Origin of the sequence: Pseudomonas sp. CCC3.1, from assembly GCF_034347405.1 — a bacterium.
Lineage (GTDB): Bacteria > Pseudomonadota > Gammaproteobacteria > Pseudomonadales > Pseudomonadaceae > Aquipseudomonas.
Genome location: NZ_CP133778.1, coordinates 5095522 through 5111052 on the forward strand (window position 1 = coordinate 5095522; position 15531 = coordinate 5111052).

Sequence of the window (15531 nt, forward strand, 5' to 3'; positions counted from 1 at the left end):
GATCTTTTAATCGTTAAGAGATCGCGAGGCAAGCTCGCTCCTACAGGTTTTGCATAGGCTCGAATCGTTTACTGAACGATCAAGTTGTTGAACAGCAAATCTTCGACCATCGGCTTGCCGGTCTCGTCGTTCATCACTTGCTGGACTTGCTTGAGGGCTTCCTGGCGCAGCTTTTCCTTGGCCTCGACGCTGCCCAGGCTTTCGCTGGTTTGCTGGGTAAACAAGCTCACCAATTGGTTACGAATCAACGGGTCATTGGCTTTAACGGCTTTGGCCGCTTCGGCTCCCGTCACGCGCAATGAAATATCCGCCTTATAGACCTTGAGCTTCGCGCTGCCGTCCAGCCCGTAATTGCCCACAAACGGTGGGCTCAAGGTGATGTAGCTGACCTTTGCCGCGCCCTCTTCGGCTTCTTCAGCCGTCGCCATCATCGGCATGGCCAGAGCCAGCATCAATACGATCCACGCTTTCACAATTCGCTCCTTTGCACGGTTTGGCTGCAAGCATACCGGGGCAGCTTGCGAACCTGTCTACCGTTATCGGCCAGCGCTGCAAAAGCCGTAGGTTTACTCGCGTTTAATCGGTATGCCTGCGGACACCAGCAAGGCTTTGACGCTGGGCGGTAACTGGTCGGCAAACTTGCGGGTGATCTTGCGCTGACAAATATTCGTCACGTTGAGCATGCTTTGTGAAAGATCGAACAAACCGAGTGCTAACGACTCATTGTCGTATTTCTCTGCAAAAAAACCGTCCATCAAGTGCTTTTGGGTGAGTTCAAATAATGTCAGTTCCGCCAGCGGCATATTCACCCCTCTACGTAGGAGATGGTTAACCTCCCGGTTGAACTGCAGGCAAGTTGCGCTCGCAATATCCGGCGCCTCGTCGGCACGCTTGACTCGCCCCACACGGTCAATCTCAAACTGAAATGGCACGACGACGCTTATCTGTTGTGGGTTATCCCCCGTCAGCGGCCGACTCGCGAACCGCCACTCCCTAATGACCTTAAGGGCAGCCCCCGCAAAGAAGGGGTGGGTGCTGTAAGCGATTTTCGGATCAGCCACCGAACCATCGGCTTTGACCTCAACCTTGATCTTTGCCATTCCAGTCACACCCATACGCTGAAGCTCAGTGGGGTATTCAGGCTCGACCATGTGCTTAACGTCGGGATACCACTCCTCTGCCCACGTACTCAGTGCCATGAACATCATCACTAACCCGACTAATCCTTTCATCACCTTCCCCCCGGACGCTGCGCTCACATGAGCACACAAGGGAGGAATGATAGAAATGTATTGCCAGGTTTCTCAGCCCATCAGCTCTGATCCTGTTGTGGGATGGCTCCGATTAAACGGACAGAACCCTTAAACCAAACCTTACGGCTTGGCCAACACGCAGCGCTTGAGGCGTGCTTCCAGATTGCGGTCTGGCATGGCGTGGTTACGCAGGGCGCTGACGGTCTGTTCGACATAGTCACGGGTGGTGCCGTAACGCCCGCTGGCGCTGGCCAATACCTGGCTGAGTACGCCGTCTGGCAGGTTGCCCGCATAGCTGGGCAGATGCCGTTCCAGTACAAAACCCAACGCTTGTACCTGGCTGCCATCTTCGAGTCGGCAGGTCAGCCAGTGCGGTCGATAGGAGGGGACGGGCATTTCACGCAGCCACAGAGCATTGAGCGCGGCTTCAAGGTTGTCTTCAGGCAGGCGATAGGCAAAGCCACTGCACGAGCCACCACGGTCCAGGCCAAAGACCAGGCCGGGTAGTTGCGGGGTGCCGCGGTGCTCGTGAGACCACAAATACAGCCCGCGATGATAGCCATGGACCCGGCCACGCACGCGCTCTACCGCCGAACACTCAGGGCGCCAAATCAGCGAGCCATAGGCGAACAACCAGACGGGGCCACCTTGATGGCACGCCATGGTGGCTTGCAAGGATTGTTTGAGCTGCTCCGGGGTCAGAGGCGCCCCAAGATCAAGTCGCGGCGGATAAGACATGTTTAAACAAACAGATTCGGGAGTAGTTATCACAGAAGGCATGGAGTCCTACAGGCATTACATGCAGCAAACTAAGAAATAACGTTACGAATCTTATAGCACTAAAAATGAAATGACCCGCGCGGCAAGACGTATGGCAGACAACTGGGTACTAACGTCTAAACTCAGTGTTATATCGAGTTCTGGTTCAGCCGACTAACAGACACACGTCTGTATAGTGGCTCGCCCTACGCGCATTACCGTGACAACAGAGGCCCCACTAATGAAACGCTTCGGGATCTGCGATCTGCTGTTATTGGCTCAAGCCAGCTCAGCGATGGCACAGGACAACACGCAACAAACCAAAGATGAGGGTTTCTGGTACTTACAAACCAGTGTCTATACACGGCACTTTTCGCCAGACCCTGATCACAACAACAATCAAGACCTTATTGGCATTGAGCGCAATGATGGTTCTGGCTGGTTAGTGGGCGGCGCCACTTTTCGCAACTCATTTCGCCAACGCTCGTATTACGCCTACGCGGGTAAACGCTTTGAGAGCGACACTTATCCGGTGTATTTAAAGTTGACGGCAGGTTTGCTGGAAGGCTACCACGGCAAATATCAAGACAAGATCCCGCTCAACCGCTTCGGCGTGGCCCCGGTGATTATCCCCTCGGTAGGAATTCATTACGGCCCTGTAGCCACCGAGCTGGTGCTGCTCGGTTTCAATGCCGCAATGATTACCACCGGGATACGTTTCTGAGGCGGACTCAAGGCCGTGGCGCGTAGGCAAATACGTCGGCGCGCATTTGGTGCGCGTCCATGCCGGCTTCAAGCAAGGCGTCGAGGGTGCCGTAAATCATCGCAGGCGAGCCGCTGGCGTATACATAGACGGCGCTGAGGTCGCTGATGTCTTCGCACACGGCTTCATGCAACAACCCGCAACGCCCTTCCCAGCCGCACAAGTCACTCACGACTTTATGCAGGAACAGGTTAGGAATCTGCTGCCAGGCATCCCACGCTTCCAGCGCGTAAAAATCTTCAGGGCGACGTACGCCCCAATACAGATGCACGGGGTGCGTAAAACCGTTGGCGCGGCAATGCTCAATCAGGCTGTGCATTTGCGCCATGCCGGTACCCGCGGCGATCAGTACCAGCGGCCCGTCCGGCAATTCAGACAAATGCGTGTCACCAAACGGCAGCTCAAGGCGGACCATTTTGTTGCGTTGCAGCTGCTCGATCAGGCTGCGGGCGCTGTCTTCACGCACCAGCACATGCAGTTCTAGGTCACGCCCCGAGTGCGGCGCGCTGGCCAACGAGAACGCCGATTTCTCGCCGTTTTCACGCTCCAGCATCACGTATTGCCCGGCGTGGTAACGCGGCACCTTACCCGCAGGCGCACGCAAGCGCACCCGCCACACATCGCCACCCAACTCGACACATTCCGTCAATTGACACGCCAGACTACGCACCGGTAATTCTCCCAACGCAAGCACGCCATCCCACAACACCACACAGTCTTCAAGCGGCGCCGCCAGGCAGGTATAGACCTCGCCGTGGTCGCGTATCGCTCCCGCCTGCTCCACTTGGCCTTCAACCAGCAAGGCCGCACACACATGGCAATTACCATTGCGGCAGCTTTGCGGGCATTCATAGCCCAGGCGCTGCGCCGCATCCAGAATCCGCTCGCCAGGCAAGGTTTCCAACACGGCGCCTGAAGGCTGCAAGGTTACACGCATCAATCTATTCCTAATTGATTCCAGATGTCATCGATACGGCGAGTGACTGCTTCATCCTTGACGATGACCCGACCCCATTCGCGGGTGGTCTCACCCGGCCACTTGTTAGTTGCATCCAGGCCCATCTTCGACCCAAGGCCTGACACCGGCGAGGCAAAATCAAGGTAGTCGATTGGCGTGTTGTCGATCATCACCGTGTCGCGCTTGGGGTCCATGCGCGTGGTGATAGCCCAGATCACGTCGTTCCAATCGCGAGCATTGATGTCGTCGTCGGTCACGATAACGAATTTTGTGTACATGAATTGACGCAAAAACGACCACACACCCAGCATTACGCGCTTGGCGTGTCCCGGGTACTGTTTTTTCATGGTCACGATGGCCATGCGGTACGAGCAGCCTTCGGGCGGCAGGTAGAAGTCGGTGATTTCCGGGAACTGCTTTTGCAGAATCGGCACAAACACTTCGTTGAGTGCCACGCCCAGAATCGCCGGTTCATCCGGTGGACGGCCGGTGTAGGTGCTGTGATAGATCGGTTTGATCCGATGGGTGATGCGCTCAACAGTGAACACCGGGAAGCTGTCGACTTCGTTGTAATAACCGGTGTGGTCGCCATACGGGCCTTCGGGGGCCATTTCGCCGGGGTGAATCACGCCTTCAAGGATGATTTCAGCCGTGGCGGGCACTTGCAGGTCATTGCCGCGGCACTTCACCAGTTCAGTACGATTGCCGCGCAGCAGGCCTGCAAAGGCGTATTCGGACAAGCTGTCTGGCACCGGGGTCACGGCCCCCAAAATGGTTGCCGGATCGGCACCCAGCGCCACCGAGACCGGGAACGGCTGGCCTGGGTGTTTTTCGCACCACTCACGGTAGTCCAGCGCGCCGCCACGGTGGCTCAGCCAGCGCATGATGACTTTGTTGCGGCCAATGACTTGCTGGCGATAAATGCCCAGGTTCTGGCGATCTTTGTTCGGGCCTTTGGTCACGGTCAGGCCCCACGTGATCAAAGGTGCCACGTCTCCCGGCCAGCAATGCTGAACGGGCAACAGCCCCAGGTCGACGTCATCGCCTTCAATCACGACTTCTTGGCACACCGCGTCTTTGACGACTTTCGGGGCCATGGAAATGATTTTGCGGAAGATCGGCAGCTTGGACCACGCGTCTTTCAGGCCTTTAGGCGGCTCAGGTTCTTTGAGGAACGCCAACAGCTTGCCGATTTCACGCAACTCGCTGACGGCTTCGGCGCCCATGCCCAAGGCCACGCGCTCAGGCGTGCCGAACAGGTTGCCCAGCACAGGAATGTCGTGACCTATCGGATTTTCAAACAGTAAAGCCGGACCTTTGGCGCGCAACGTGCGGTCGCAGATTTCGGTCATTTCCAGCTTGGGAGACACCGGAACCTGGATGCGCTTGAGTTCGCCGCGCTTTTCCAGGCCGCTGATAAAGTCGCGTAAGTCGCGATACTGCATGCTTGAGCCTCGTGTTGGCCGTGGCGTTGGGGCAACGAGTGTAGCGCCCAAGCCGCGTGTTCTGAAGGGAGAGCTGCCCAAATCAAGACCTGATCAAGAAAGGTCAGACAGCAAAAAGCCGGGTTTCCCCGGCTCTTGCTTAGCTTCCGGCGAATTACTTACGCTTCATCGACAGGAAGAACTCATCGTTGGTCTTGGTCTGTTTCAGCTTGTCGATCAAGAACTCGATGGCGGCGACTTCGTCCATCGGGTGCAACAGCTTGCGCAGAATCCACATGCGTTGCAACTCGTCGTCAGCGGTCAGCAACTCTTCACGGCGTGTGCCGGAACGGTTGATGTTGATCGCAGGGAAGACGCGTTTTTCAGCGATTTTGCGGTCCAGAGGCAGTTCCATGTTGCCGGTGCCTTTGAACTCTTCGTAGATCACTTCGTCCATCTTCGAACCGGTTTCAACCAGTGCGGTGGCGATAATGGTCAACGAGCCGCCTTCTTCGATGTTTCGCGCAGCACCGAAGAAACGCTTTGGTTTCTCAAGGGCGTGAGCATCAACACCACCGGTCAGTACCTTGCCGGAGCTTGGAATCACGGTGTTGTAGGCACGGGCCAGACGGGTGATGGAGTCGAGCAGGATGACCACGTCTTTTTTGTGTTCAACCAGGCGCTTGGCCTTCTCGATCACCATTTCAGCAACCTGCACGTGGCGGGTTGGTGGCTCGTCGAACGTGGAAGCAACCACTTCGCCGCGCACGGTGCGCTGCATTTCGGTTACTTCTTCCGGGCGCTCGTCGATCAGCAGAACGATCAAGTGCACTTCCGGGTTGTTACGCGAAATGTTCGACGCGATGTTCTGCAACATGATGGTCTTGCCCGCTTTTGGCGGAGCAACGATCAGACCGCGCTGACCTTTACCAATCGGGGCGCAGAGGTCGATAACACGACCGGTCAAATCTTCGGTGGAACCGTTACCGATTTCCATCTTCATGCGTACGGTCGGGAACAGCGGGGTCAAGTTCTCGAAGAGAATCTTGTTTTTCGCGTTCTCTGGACGATCGTAGTTGATCGTGTCGACCTTCAGCAGTGCGAAGTAACGCTCGCCTTCTTTTGGCGGGCGAATTTTGCCGACGATGGTGTCGCCAGTACGCAAGTTGAAACGTCGAATCTGGCTAGGCGAGACGTAAATGTCATCTGGGCCGGCCAAGTAAGAGGCATCAGCAGAGCGGAGGAAGCCGAAGCCGTCCTGGAGGATCTCCAGCACGCCATCACCGGAGATTTCCTCGCCGCTTTTCGCGTGCTTTTTCAGCAGGGAGAAAATCACGTCCTGCTTGCGCGAACGGGCCATATTTTCTATGCCCATCTGTTCGGCCAATTCGAGCAGTTCGGTAATCGGCTTTTGCTTGAGTTCAGTCAGGTTCATATAGGAATGACGTAATCATTTATGGAGGGGGAAATTAAGCTTTTGGCTTAATGAGGCCGCGCCGCAGAGAAGGCGACAGGATCGCGTACTAATTCGATAAGGAGTGCGTCGGCGACGGCTTGCAGGGGGCAGTGGAGAAACCAGTGCGGGGCCGAATGTACCACTTGAGTTTCATAGCGTCTAGTCCTTGAGCCATGAAAAAGCCCCGCATTTTGCGGGGCTTTTATCAACGCTTAGATATTAGCGTCGAGGAATGCAGCCAGTTGCGACTTCGACAGCGCACCGACCTTGGTGGCTTCAACGTTGCCGTTCTTGAACAGCATCAACGTCGGAATACCGCGTACGCCGTGCTTGGCAGGGGTTTCCTGGTTTTCATCGATGTTCAGCTTGGCAACCGTCAGCTTGCCTTTGTAAGTCTCGGCGATCTCATCCAGAACGGGCGCGATCATTTTGCAAGGGCCACACCATTCAGCCCAGTAGTCGACCAATACAGCGCCTTCAGCCTTGAGAACATCGGCCTCAAAGCTAGCGTCGCTAACGTGTTTAATAAGATCGCTGCTCATGGAAGTCTCCGTGGTTGTAAGCAAAAACGTAGCACATCATAGCCGTCATCACCGCGTTCAGGAAGCTGACACGTCATTGACTCTTACTATGACGGTGCATGAGTCTGGGTATTGCACCCTTTCAGGACGTTGCGGGTGTCACAAAAGCGATCCCGGTCCGCGAAGCCGCATGCCTGATGTGCTCGCACATGGCTTTGTGCGCAGGCCCGCTGGCGTGTCGGGCTAATGCTCGAAGGATTTTTCGGTGCTCTTGCCAGGTTTCCATCGCTCGCTCGGGCCGAATAAAGGGCAACTTCTGACTTTCCAGAAATATATCAGCGCGCGTTATCAGAATATTCGCCATGGCCTGATTGCCGCTGGCCCGCAAGATAATCTGATGAAACTCAAAGTCCAGATGGGCCGCCTGCACAAAGTCCTCGGCCTTTAACTCGCTGCGCATGGCGTCGACATTGTCTTGCAGCACGTCCAACTCATCGCGGGTCAGCCTCACGGCCGCCAAACCCGCCGCAAACCCCTCCAACGCGTAGCGCAGTTGAAAGATGTCTTGTGGGCACGCTTGTGCAGCAAAGGGCCATTCAGAAGCCGTAGCGATGACCGCGGGCTCATCCACTGACTGCACGTACACACCTTTACCCGGCTGCACACTGACTTCGCCCAGCGCACTCAATGACGACAACGCCTCACGCAACGAGGCTCGGCTAACACCTAGCTGCACGGCCAGATCACGTTGCGAGGGCAGCGCGTCACCCGGCGCAAATCCGTGCTCATCGATCAGTTTACGAATGGCTAACAGCGCCACTTCGGGTACAGCGCGCGCGCTTGAATTCATCACAAATCGGCTTGATCGGCTGAGGAAAGGCGTAGTTGTAAAGCTATTGCCAGCGCTCGGCAAGTCACGCCCCATAGGGGTTCAGGCCCTGAACCCAATGCTCGATTGAGGTGCAAAAAACTCGCGAACTGTTCAGACCAGTCAGACCGCCAGGAGCCTTTTGAATTCAGCCTCTTCAGCCCGTCAATGGCTGTTGGCATGGCCTGTGCTCTGTCCAGAAGCAGACATCACCGTCCGCTTGTTTTCGGAGAGTTGCCATGACCCAGCGTTACAGCGCCCTGATATGCGCCTTGTTTGCCAGCCTGATGCTGAGCCAGCCTGCGGCCCACGCCAATGACCTTGATGAGGTGATTGCACGCGGCACGCTAAAGGTTGCGGTCCCGCAAGACTTCCCGCCGTTCGGCTCGGTGGGCCCCGACATGAAACCACGCGGCCTGGACATCGATACGGCAAAGCTGCTGGCCGACCAGCTCAAGGTCAAACTTGAACTCACGCCCGTCAACAGCACCAACCGCGTCCCTTACCTGACCACCGGCAAAGTCGACGTGGTGATTTCCAGCCTCGGCAAAAACCCTGATCGCGAGAAAGTCATCGATTTCTCCCACGCCTACGCGCCCTTCTACCTCGGTGTGTTTGGCCCGCCGGACGCTGAAATCAAGACGCTGGATGACCTCAAAGGTAAAACCATCAGCGTGACTCGCGGCGCCATCGAAGACATTGAGCTGACTAACGTGGCCCCCGCTGGCGTGACGATCAAGCGCTTCGAAGACAACAACTCGACCATCGCGGCGTACCTGGCCGGCCAAGTGGACCTGATCGCCAGCGGCAACGTGGTGATGGTGACCATCAGCGAACGCAACCCCAAACGTATCCCGGCCATGAAGCTAAAACTCAAGGACTCGCCGGTTTACGTGGGCGTGAACAAGGGTCAGCCCGAACTGTTGGACAAAGTGAACCAGATTCTGGCCACCGCCAAAGCCGACGGCAGCCTGGAAAAGAATGCGCTGCTATGGCTTAAAGAGCCGCTACCAGCCGACCTCTGATCACGCACAACGGGGTCAATCATGGCTTATCAGTTCGACTTTTTATCGGTGCTGCAAAACAGTGACCTGTTGCTACGCGGCGCCCTGTTCACCCTTGAACTGACCGCCATCGGCACGCTGCTTGGCGTCAGCCTGGGGATTGTTGGCGCCGTGGTGCGCGCCTGGAACATCCGCCCATTCGCCGCACTGTTCGGGCTGTATGTCGAGTTGATTCGCAACACGCCGTTTCTGGTGCAGTTGTTCTTTATCTTCTTCGGCCTGCCGGGCCTCGGCCTGCATATCAGTGAGTGGCAAGCCTCGGTGCTGGCGATGGTGATTAACCTGGGGGCTTATTCCACCGAAATCATTCGCGCCGGTATTCAAGCCATCCCTAAAGGTCAACTGGAGGCGGCAGCGGCATTGGCCATGACCCGTTTCGAGGCGTTTCGCCATGTGGTCCTGCAACCGGCGCTGGCCAAAGTGTGGCCGGCGCTGAGCAGCCAAATCATCATCGTGATGCTGGGTTCGGCGGTGTGTTCACAAATTGCCACCGAAGAGCTGAGTTTCTTCGCCAACTTCATTCAGTCGCGCAACTTCCGGGCATTTGAGACCTACGCCCTGACCACGCTGATTTATTTGTGCATGGCGCTGTTGATTCGCCAGTTACTGAATGCCTTCGGCCGCCGTTACCTGAGCAGGAGCCGCTGATGGACTTTACCTTCTGGGACATCGTGCGCAATTTGCTGACGGGATTGCAGTGGACCGCTGCGCTGTCAGTGGTCGCGTTTATCGGCGGCGGCCTGATCGGTTTGCTGGTGTTGCTGATGCGCATCTCTAAAAGCCGCTTCGCCCGCACACTGGCACGCGGCTATATAGAGCTGTTTCAGGGCACGCCCCTGCTGATGCAGCTGTTTTTGATCTTCTTCGGCGTGGCGTTGCTGGGCATCGATATTTCTCCGTGGATGGCCGCAGCCCTGGCGCTGACGCTGTTTACCAGCGCTTATCTGGCCGAGATCTGGCGCGGCTGCGTCGAGTCGATTGCCAATGGCCAGTGGGAAGCCTCGGCCAGCCTGGCGATGAGCCCGCTGGAGCAATTGCGCTATGTGATTTTTCCGCAGGCATTTCGGGTGGCCATCGCACCCACCGTCGGGTTTTCGGTGCAAGTGATTAAAGGCACCGCCGTCACATCGATCATCGGTTTCACCGAGCTGACCAAGACCGGCAGCATGCTGGCCAATGCGACCTTTGAGCCGTTTATGGTCTACGGCCTGGTGGCGCTCGGTTACTTCCTCTTGTGCTACCCCTTGTCGCTCAGTGCGCGCTATCTGGAAAGGAGACTGCATGCCTCTGCTTAGAGTTACCGCCCTGCATAAATACTACGGCGACCATCACGTGCTTAAAGGTATCGACCTGAGCGTCGAACAAGGCCAGGTGGTTGCGATCATCGGTCGCAGCGGCTCGGGAAAAAGTACGCTGCTCAGAACCTTGAATGGCCTTGAGTCCATCAATGACGGGGTGATTGAAGTCGATGACGAATACCTGGACGCCGCCCGCGCCGACTTGCGCAGCCTGCGCCAGAAGGTCGGCATGGTGTTTCAGCAGTTCAATTTGTTCCCGCACTTGAGTGTCGGTGAAAACGTCATGCTGGCCCCGCAAGTGGTGCAAAAAGTGCCCAAGGCCAAAGCCGCACAGTTAGCGCGCGAGATGCTGGAACGCGTGGGGCTGGGCGACAAGTTCGACGCATTCCCCGAGCGTCTGTCCGGCGGGCAGCAACAGCGGGTGGCGATTGCCCGTGCGCTGGCCATGTCGCCCAAAGTGCTGCTGTGTGACGAAATCACCTCGGCGCTCGACCCCGAACTGGTCAACGAAGTGCTCAACGTGGTGCGCCAGTTGGCCCGTGAAGGCATGACGCTGATCATGGTCACCCACGAAATGCGCTTTGCCCGGGAAGTCGGCGACAAGCTGGTGTTTATGCACCAGGGCAAAGTGCATGAAGTGGGCGACCCGAAGGTCTTGTTCGCCAACCCGAAAACCCCTGAACTGGCGAATTTTATCGGCTCGGTTGAGGCTTAAATCCCGTAGGAGCGAGCTTGCCTCGCGATCTTTTGATCGTTTAAAAAATCGCGAGGCAAGCTCGCTCCTACAATTGCGGGAGCTTTTACAGGGTGTTTGTGACGGAAATTAGATCGCTGAAAAAATACGTGTCGGCAGGAACAAGCTAACGTCATTTCTTACGTGCTCCACATCAATGCATCTGACATCACGCGTTGGCGCGGGCGTTTGATCGTGGCACGATGGCGTAGTTATCGACCGAGACCCCTCTACCATGCCCCAATCCAAAAGCAAGAATCCGTCCCTGATCGCCGCTATAGATCTGGGTTCTAACAGCTTTCATATGGTGGTGGCCAAAGCCCAGAACGGCGAAATACGCATCCTTGAACGTCTTGGCGATAAAGTTCAGTTGGCTGCCGGTATCGACGAAGACCGCAAACTCAACGAAGAATCCATGCAGCGCGGGCTTGATTGCCTGAAACGTTTTGCGCAGTTGATCAAGGGCATGCCATTGGGCGCCGTGCGCATCGTTGGCACCAACGCCCTGCGTGAAGCCCGTAACCGCAACGAATTTATCGTGCGCGCTGAAGAGATTCTGGGTCACACCGTTGAAGTCATTTCTGGACGTGAAGAAGCGCGCCTCATTTATCTGGGCGTGTCGCACACCCTCGCCGACACTCCAGGCAAGCGCCTGGTGGCCGACATCGGCGGCGGCAGTACTGAATTCATCATTGGCCAACGCTTTGAACCGCTGCTGCGCGAAAGCCTGCAAATGGGCTGCGTGAGCTTTACCCAGCGTTATTTCCGCGATGGCAAGATCACCCCGGCACGTTATGCACAGGCTTACACCGCTGCGCGCCTCGAAATCATGAGCATTGAGCACGCACTGCACCGTTTGACCTGGGATGAAGCCATCGGCTCCTCGGGCACCATTCGGGCGATTGGCCTGGCCCTGAAAGCAGGCGGCCATGGCACCGGCGAAGTCAACGCCGAAGGCCTGGCCTGGCTCAAGCGCAAGCTGTTCAAGCTGGGTGAGGTCGACAAAATCGACTTCGAGGGCATCAAGCCTGACCGCCGCGCGATCTTCCCGGCGGGCCTGGCGATTCTTGAAGCGATTTTTGACGCCCTTGAATTGAAACGCATGGACCACTGCGAAGGCGCCCTGCGCGAAGGCGTGCTCTACGACCTGCTGGGTCGCCATCATCACGAAGACGTGCGCGAACGCACCCTCAGCTCACTGATGGAGCGCTACCACGTTGATCTTGAACAGGCGGACCGGGTTGAACGCAAAGCCCTGCGCGCATTTGATCAAGTGGCCAAGTCGTGGGAACTCGATGACGGCGTCTGGCGTGAACTGCTGAGCTGGGCAGCCAAGGTGCATGAAGTCGGGCTGGACATCGCCCACTATCACTACCACAAGCACGGCGCCTACCTGATTGAGCACTCCGACCTGGCTGGTTTCTCACGCGAAGACCAGGAAATGCTCGCGCTGCTGGTGCGCGGTCATCGCCGTAATATCCCTAAAGACAAATTCGCCGAATTTGGCGGTGATGGCATCAAGCTGATTCGCCTGTGCGTGCTGTTGCGCTTTTCGATTTTGTTCTACCACATCCGTGGCAATCAGGAAGCGTCGCAGGTGAAACTACGCGCCGATGGCGATCACTTGGACGTGATCTTCGCCGAGGGCTGGCTGGAACAGAACCCGCTGACCCAGGCTGACTTCGAACAAGAAGCCCAATGGCTGGAACGGGTCGGGATTGTGCTGACTATTTCGTAAGGCTTACCGCATTGTAGGAGCGAGCTCGTCTCGCGATCTTTTCAGGTTCAAAAAGATCGCGAGACGAGCTCGCTCCTACAGGGTCGACTTACACCGACGGCCCGGTGCTGACGGTCAGTACCGGCAGGCTCAGGCGGTCCAGCAGGGTTGCCTGGGCGCTGCGCGCGTTCTGGTTGCCGGTCGGCGTGTTACGCACATAACGGCCGTCTGGCTGCAGGCTCCAGCTGTGCGTGTTGTCGGTCAGGTAGCATTCCAGCTCCTTCTTGACCCGCAGAATCAACTTTTTGCCCTCAATCGGGAAGCACGTCTCGACGCGTTTATCGAGGTTGCGCTCCATCCAGTCAGCACTCGACAAGAACATCTGCTCTTCGCCGCCATTGAGGAAGTAGAACACCCGTGTGTGCTCCAGGAAGCGACCAATGATCGAGCGCACGTGGATGTTGTGCGATACGCCCGGAATGCCAGGACGCAGGCAGCACATGCCACGCACCACCAAATCAATGCGCACGCCCGACTGGCTGGCCTTGTACAGCGCGCGGATGATTTTCGGGTCGGTCAGCGAGTTGAACTTGGCAATGATGTGCGCAGGCTTGCCCTCTAACGCGAACTGGGTTTCGCGCTGAATCATGTCGAGCATGCCTTTTTTCAGGGTAAACGGCGCATGCAGCAGCTTTTTCATGCGCAGGGTTTTACCCATGCCAATCAACTGGCTGAACAACTTGCCCACGTCTTCGCACAGCGCATCATCCGACGTCAGCAAGCTGTAGTCGGTGTACAGACGCGCGTTGCCCGCGTGGTAGTTACCCGTACCCAAGTGCGCGTAACGCACAATCTCGCCCGCCTCACGGCGCAGAATCAGCATCATCTTGGCGTGGGTCTTGAAACCCACCACGCCGTAGATCACTACCGCGCCGGCCGCTTGCAGGCGGCTGGCCAGTTGCAGGTTGGACTCTTCGTCGAAGCGCGCTCGCAGTTCGATAACCGCTGTCACTTCTTTGCCGTTACGTGCGGCATCCACCAACGCGTCGACGATTTCTGAGTTGGCGCCGCTGCGGTACAGCGTCTGGCGCACGGCCAGTACATGCGGATCTTTGGCCGCCTGGCGCAGCAAATCGACCACCGGGGTGAACGACTCAAACGGGTGCAACAGCAAGATGTCTTGTTTGCTGACCACGCTGAAAATGTTCTCGCTGTTCTGCAACAGCTTTGGAATCGCCGGGGTGAATGGCGTGTATTGCAGCTCCGGATGGCTGTCCAGACCGGTAATGCTGAACAGGCGCGTGAGGTTCACCGGGCCGTTGACCTGATACAGCTCGGTCTCGTGCAGGTTGAACTGCTTGAGCAGGTAGTCGGACAGGTGTTTCGGGCAGGTGTCGGCCACTTCCAGACGCACTGCATCGCCATAGCGACGCGAGAACAACTCACCACGCAGGGCGCGGGCCAAGTCTTCTACGTCTTCGGTGTCGACCGCCAAGTCAGCGTTTCGCGTCAGGCGGAACTGGTAGCAACCCTTAACCTTCATGCCCTGGAACAGGTCATCGGCGTGCGCGTGGATCATCGACGACAGGAACACATAGTTGTCGCCTGGGCCGCCCACGTCTTCAGGCACCTTGATGACACGCGGCAACAGACGCGGGGCCGGAATGATCGCCAGGCCCGAGTCGCGGCCAAAGGCGTCGATACCTTCAAGCTCAACGATGAAGTTCAGGCTCTTGTTGACCAGCAACGGGAACGGGTGCGTCGGGTCGAGGCCGATCGGGGTGATGATCGGTGCAATTTCGTCACGGAAAAACTTGCGCACCCACGCCTTGATCTTGGTGTTCCAGTAACGACGACGAATAAAGCGCACCTGATGCTTTTCAAGCTCGGGCAGCAGAATGTCGTTGAGAATCGCGTATTGGCGGTCTACGTGGCCGTGTACCAGCTCACTGATCCGGGCCAGCGCTTGGTGCGGCTGCAGGCCATCGGCGCCCGCTTGCTCACGGGCGAAGGTGATTTGCTTTTTCAGGCCGGCAACGCGAATTTCGAAAAACTCGTCCAGGTTGCTGGAGAAAATCAGCAGGAACTTCAACCGTTCCAGTAACGGATAGGACTCATCCAGTGCTTGCTCCAGCACTCGGATGTTGAATTGCAGTTGCGACAGCTCGCGATGGATGTACAAGCTGCTGTCATCCAGGCCAGGAACGGCAATCGCTGGATGCGCCGCCGCAGGCGCCTCAGTCGCGGCAGGTGCGTGAGCTTCCGGTACGGGCGGCGTTTCTAAAGCCTCTTCCAAAACCGGTTCAGCCTCAGTAGCAACGAGTTCTGTCTGTCCTTCGGTATTCATTGAATGTTCCTGTAAGAGCGGGTTTGACTCTCGTGACCGTTAAGCGGCGCGTGCAATCAAGCTGCCAGAATGCCACCAACGCCTGCGGGTTTAAACCGCTCAGAGGCGCTTTATGCGGGCTGGAGCCTGGTTAGAGGGTGATTTGTTGAATTTGTTCTTGTGACGCCGTATTTGTAGTCGCTGCCGCAGGCTGCGATAAGGACCGCAGGGCCTTCGCTGTAAAAACAGGGCTGCTGCGCAACCCATCGCAGCCTGCGGCAGCGGCTACAAATGTTTATCTGCGTCGCGCGCGCCCTTTATAGCAACCTGCCATGAACACTAGATGACAACACCACTGACGTAGGTCAAATACTTACGGTTTGTAGGAACT

The 15531-nt window shown here is 57.0% G+C and carries 15 protein-coding genes; 6 read left to right on the forward strand and 9 right to left on the reverse strand.

The features are described from left to right. Positions 1-68 precede the first annotated feature (68 nt). From RHM56_RS22260 to RHM56_RS22270, 3 genes are all read right to left on the reverse strand, one after another. A complete protein-coding gene (locus tag RHM56_RS22260; RefSeq protein WP_322236122.1) occupies positions 69-473 on the reverse strand; it encodes a flagellar basal body-associated protein FliL in 405 nt (134 codons plus the stop codon). Positions 474-566: 93 nt separating this feature from the next. Next, complete coding sequence (locus RHM56_RS22265) at positions 567-1232, reverse strand: energy transducer TonB (RefSeq protein WP_322236123.1); 666 nt, start codon at positions 1230-1232, stop codon at positions 567-569. 141 nt (positions 1233-1373) lie between these two features. Further along, positions 1374-2033 (reverse strand): gamma-glutamylcyclotransferase, encoded by a 660-nt coding sequence (locus RHM56_RS22270; RefSeq protein WP_416194870.1) that lies wholly within the window; start codon positions 2031-2033, stop codon positions 1374-1376. A gap of 220 nt (positions 2034-2253) precedes the next feature. Between RHM56_RS22270 and RHM56_RS22275 the strand changes: the two genes are divergently transcribed. Further along, on the forward strand, positions 2254-2736 hold the full coding sequence (locus tag RHM56_RS22275; RefSeq protein WP_322236124.1) for a sn-glycerol-3-phosphate transporter: 483 nt from the start codon (positions 2254-2256) through the stop codon (positions 2734-2736). Positions 2737-2743: 7 nt separating this feature from the next. On the opposite strand, the gene RHM56_RS22280 is transcribed toward RHM56_RS22275, so the two are convergent. The 5 genes from RHM56_RS22280 to RHM56_RS22300 all read right to left on the reverse strand — a co-directional run bounded on the left by RHM56_RS22280 (position 2744) and on the right by RHM56_RS22300 (position 7984). Further along, positions 2744-3712: a CDP-6-deoxy-delta-3,4-glucoseen reductase gene (locus RHM56_RS22280; protein ID WP_322236125.1), complete on the reverse strand. Its 969-nt coding sequence runs from the start codon at positions 3710-3712 to the stop codon at positions 2744-2746. Beyond that, positions 3712-5178 carry a 4-hydroxy-3-polyprenylbenzoate decarboxylase gene (ubiD, locus tag RHM56_RS22285; RefSeq protein WP_019408418.1) on the reverse strand — a complete coding sequence of 489 codons (1467 nt, stop codon included), beginning with the start codon at positions 5176-5178 and terminating at the stop codon, positions 3712-3714. Before ubiD ends, RHM56_RS22280 begins: the two co-directional genes overlap by 1 nt. A 154-nt stretch (positions 5179-5332) precedes the next feature. Then, positions 5333-6592 carry a transcription termination factor Rho gene (gene rho, locus RHM56_RS22290; protein ID WP_003438291.1) on the reverse strand — a complete coding sequence of 420 codons (1260 nt, stop codon included), beginning with the start codon at positions 6590-6592 and terminating at the stop codon, positions 5333-5335. Positions 6593-6825: 233 nt separating this feature from the next. After that, a complete protein-coding gene (gene trxA / locus RHM56_RS22295; RefSeq protein ID WP_003206727.1) occupies positions 6826-7155 on the reverse strand; it encodes a thioredoxin TrxA in 330 nt (109 codons plus the stop codon). Positions 7156-7276: 121 nt separating this feature from the next. Then, entirely contained in the window at positions 7277-7984 is a 708-nt protein-coding gene (locus RHM56_RS22300; protein ID WP_322236142.1) for a FadR/GntR family transcriptional regulator, read from the reverse strand. Between the two features lie 257 nt (positions 7985-8241). Here RHM56_RS22300 and RHM56_RS22305 point away from each other — a divergent pair, with 257 nt between their 5' ends. From RHM56_RS22305 to ppx, 5 genes are all read left to right on the forward strand, one after another. After that, positions 8242-9027, forward strand: coding sequence for a transporter substrate-binding domain-containing protein (locus tag RHM56_RS22305; RefSeq protein ID WP_322236144.1), 786 nt, complete (start codon positions 8242-8244; stop codon positions 9025-9027). 21 nt (positions 9028-9048) lie between these two features. After that, complete coding sequence (locus RHM56_RS22310) at positions 9049-9714, forward strand: amino acid ABC transporter permease (protein ID WP_322236145.1); 666 nt, start codon at positions 9049-9051, stop codon at positions 9712-9714. Then, positions 9711-10361: an amino acid ABC transporter permease gene (locus RHM56_RS22315; RefSeq protein WP_322241844.1), complete on the forward strand. Its 651-nt coding sequence runs from the start codon at positions 9711-9713 to the stop codon at positions 10359-10361. The genes RHM56_RS22310 and RHM56_RS22315 overlap by 4 nt, the downstream gene beginning before the upstream one ends. Then, a complete protein-coding gene (locus RHM56_RS22320) occupies positions 10348-11079 on the forward strand; it encodes an amino acid ABC transporter ATP-binding protein (protein ID WP_322236147.1) in 732 nt (243 codons plus the stop codon). The genes RHM56_RS22315 and RHM56_RS22320 overlap by 14 nt, the downstream gene beginning before the upstream one ends. Before the next feature lie 253 nt (positions 11080-11332). Further along, entirely contained in the window at positions 11333-12835 is a 1503-nt protein-coding gene (gene ppx, locus RHM56_RS22325; RefSeq protein ID WP_322236149.1) for an exopolyphosphatase, read from the forward strand. Positions 12836-12923: 88 nt separating this feature from the next. Here the strand turns inward: ppx and ppk1 are convergent, their stop codons facing one another. After that, a complete protein-coding gene (gene ppk1 / locus RHM56_RS22330) occupies positions 12924-15161 on the reverse strand; it encodes a polyphosphate kinase 1 (RefSeq protein WP_322236151.1) in 2238 nt (745 codons plus the stop codon). Positions 15162-15531: the final 370 nt, after the last annotated feature.

What these genes read in the sequence shown, in the direction of transcription:
- RHM56_RS22265 (WP_322236123.1), bottom strand. Translation starts at nt 1,232, where the DNA reads ATGAAAGGATTAGTCGGGTTAGTGATGATGTTCATGGCACTGAGTACG.
- RHM56_RS22320 (WP_322236147.1), top strand. Translation starts at nt 10,348, where the DNA reads ATGCCTCTGCTTAGAGTTACCGCCCTGCATAAATACTACGGCGACCAT.
- rho (WP_003438291.1), bottom strand. Translation starts at nt 6,592, where the DNA reads ATGAACCTGACTGAACTCAAGCAAAAGCCGATTACCGAACTGCTCGAA.
- RHM56_RS22280 (WP_322236125.1), bottom strand. Translation starts at nt 3,712, where the DNA reads ATGCGTGTAACCTTGCAGCCTTCAGGCGCCGTGTTGGAAACCTTGCCT.
- RHM56_RS22305 (WP_322236144.1), top strand. Translation starts at nt 8,242, where the DNA reads ATGACCCAGCGTTACAGCGCCCTGATATGCGCCTTGTTTGCCAGCCTG.
- ppx (WP_322236149.1), top strand. Translation starts at nt 11,333, where the DNA reads ATGCCCCAATCCAAAAGCAAGAATCCGTCCCTGATCGCCGCTATAGAT.
- ubiD (WP_019408418.1), bottom strand. Translation starts at nt 5,178, where the DNA reads ATGCAGTATCGCGACTTACGCGACTTTATCAGCGGCCTGGAAAAGCGC.
- trxA (WP_003206727.1), bottom strand. Translation starts at nt 7,155, where the DNA reads ATGAGCAGCGATCTTATTAAACACGTTAGCGACGCTAGCTTTGAGGCC.
- RHM56_RS22275 (WP_322236124.1), top strand. Translation starts at nt 2,254, where the DNA reads ATGAAACGCTTCGGGATCTGCGATCTGCTGTTATTGGCTCAAGCCAGC.
- RHM56_RS22310 (WP_322236145.1), top strand. Translation starts at nt 9,049, where the DNA reads ATGGCTTATCAGTTCGACTTTTTATCGGTGCTGCAAAACAGTGACCTG.
- RHM56_RS22270 (WP_416194870.1), bottom strand. Translation starts at nt 2,033, where the DNA reads ATGCCTTCTGTGATAACTACTCCCGAATCTGTTTGTTTAAACATGTCT.
- RHM56_RS22300 (WP_322236142.1), bottom strand. Translation starts at nt 7,984, where the DNA reads ATGAATTCAAGCGCGCGCGCTGTACCCGAAGTGGCGCTGTTAGCCATT.
- ppk1 (WP_322236151.1), bottom strand. Translation starts at nt 15,161, where the DNA reads ATGAATACCGAAGGACAGACAGAACTCGTTGCTACTGAGGCTGAACCG.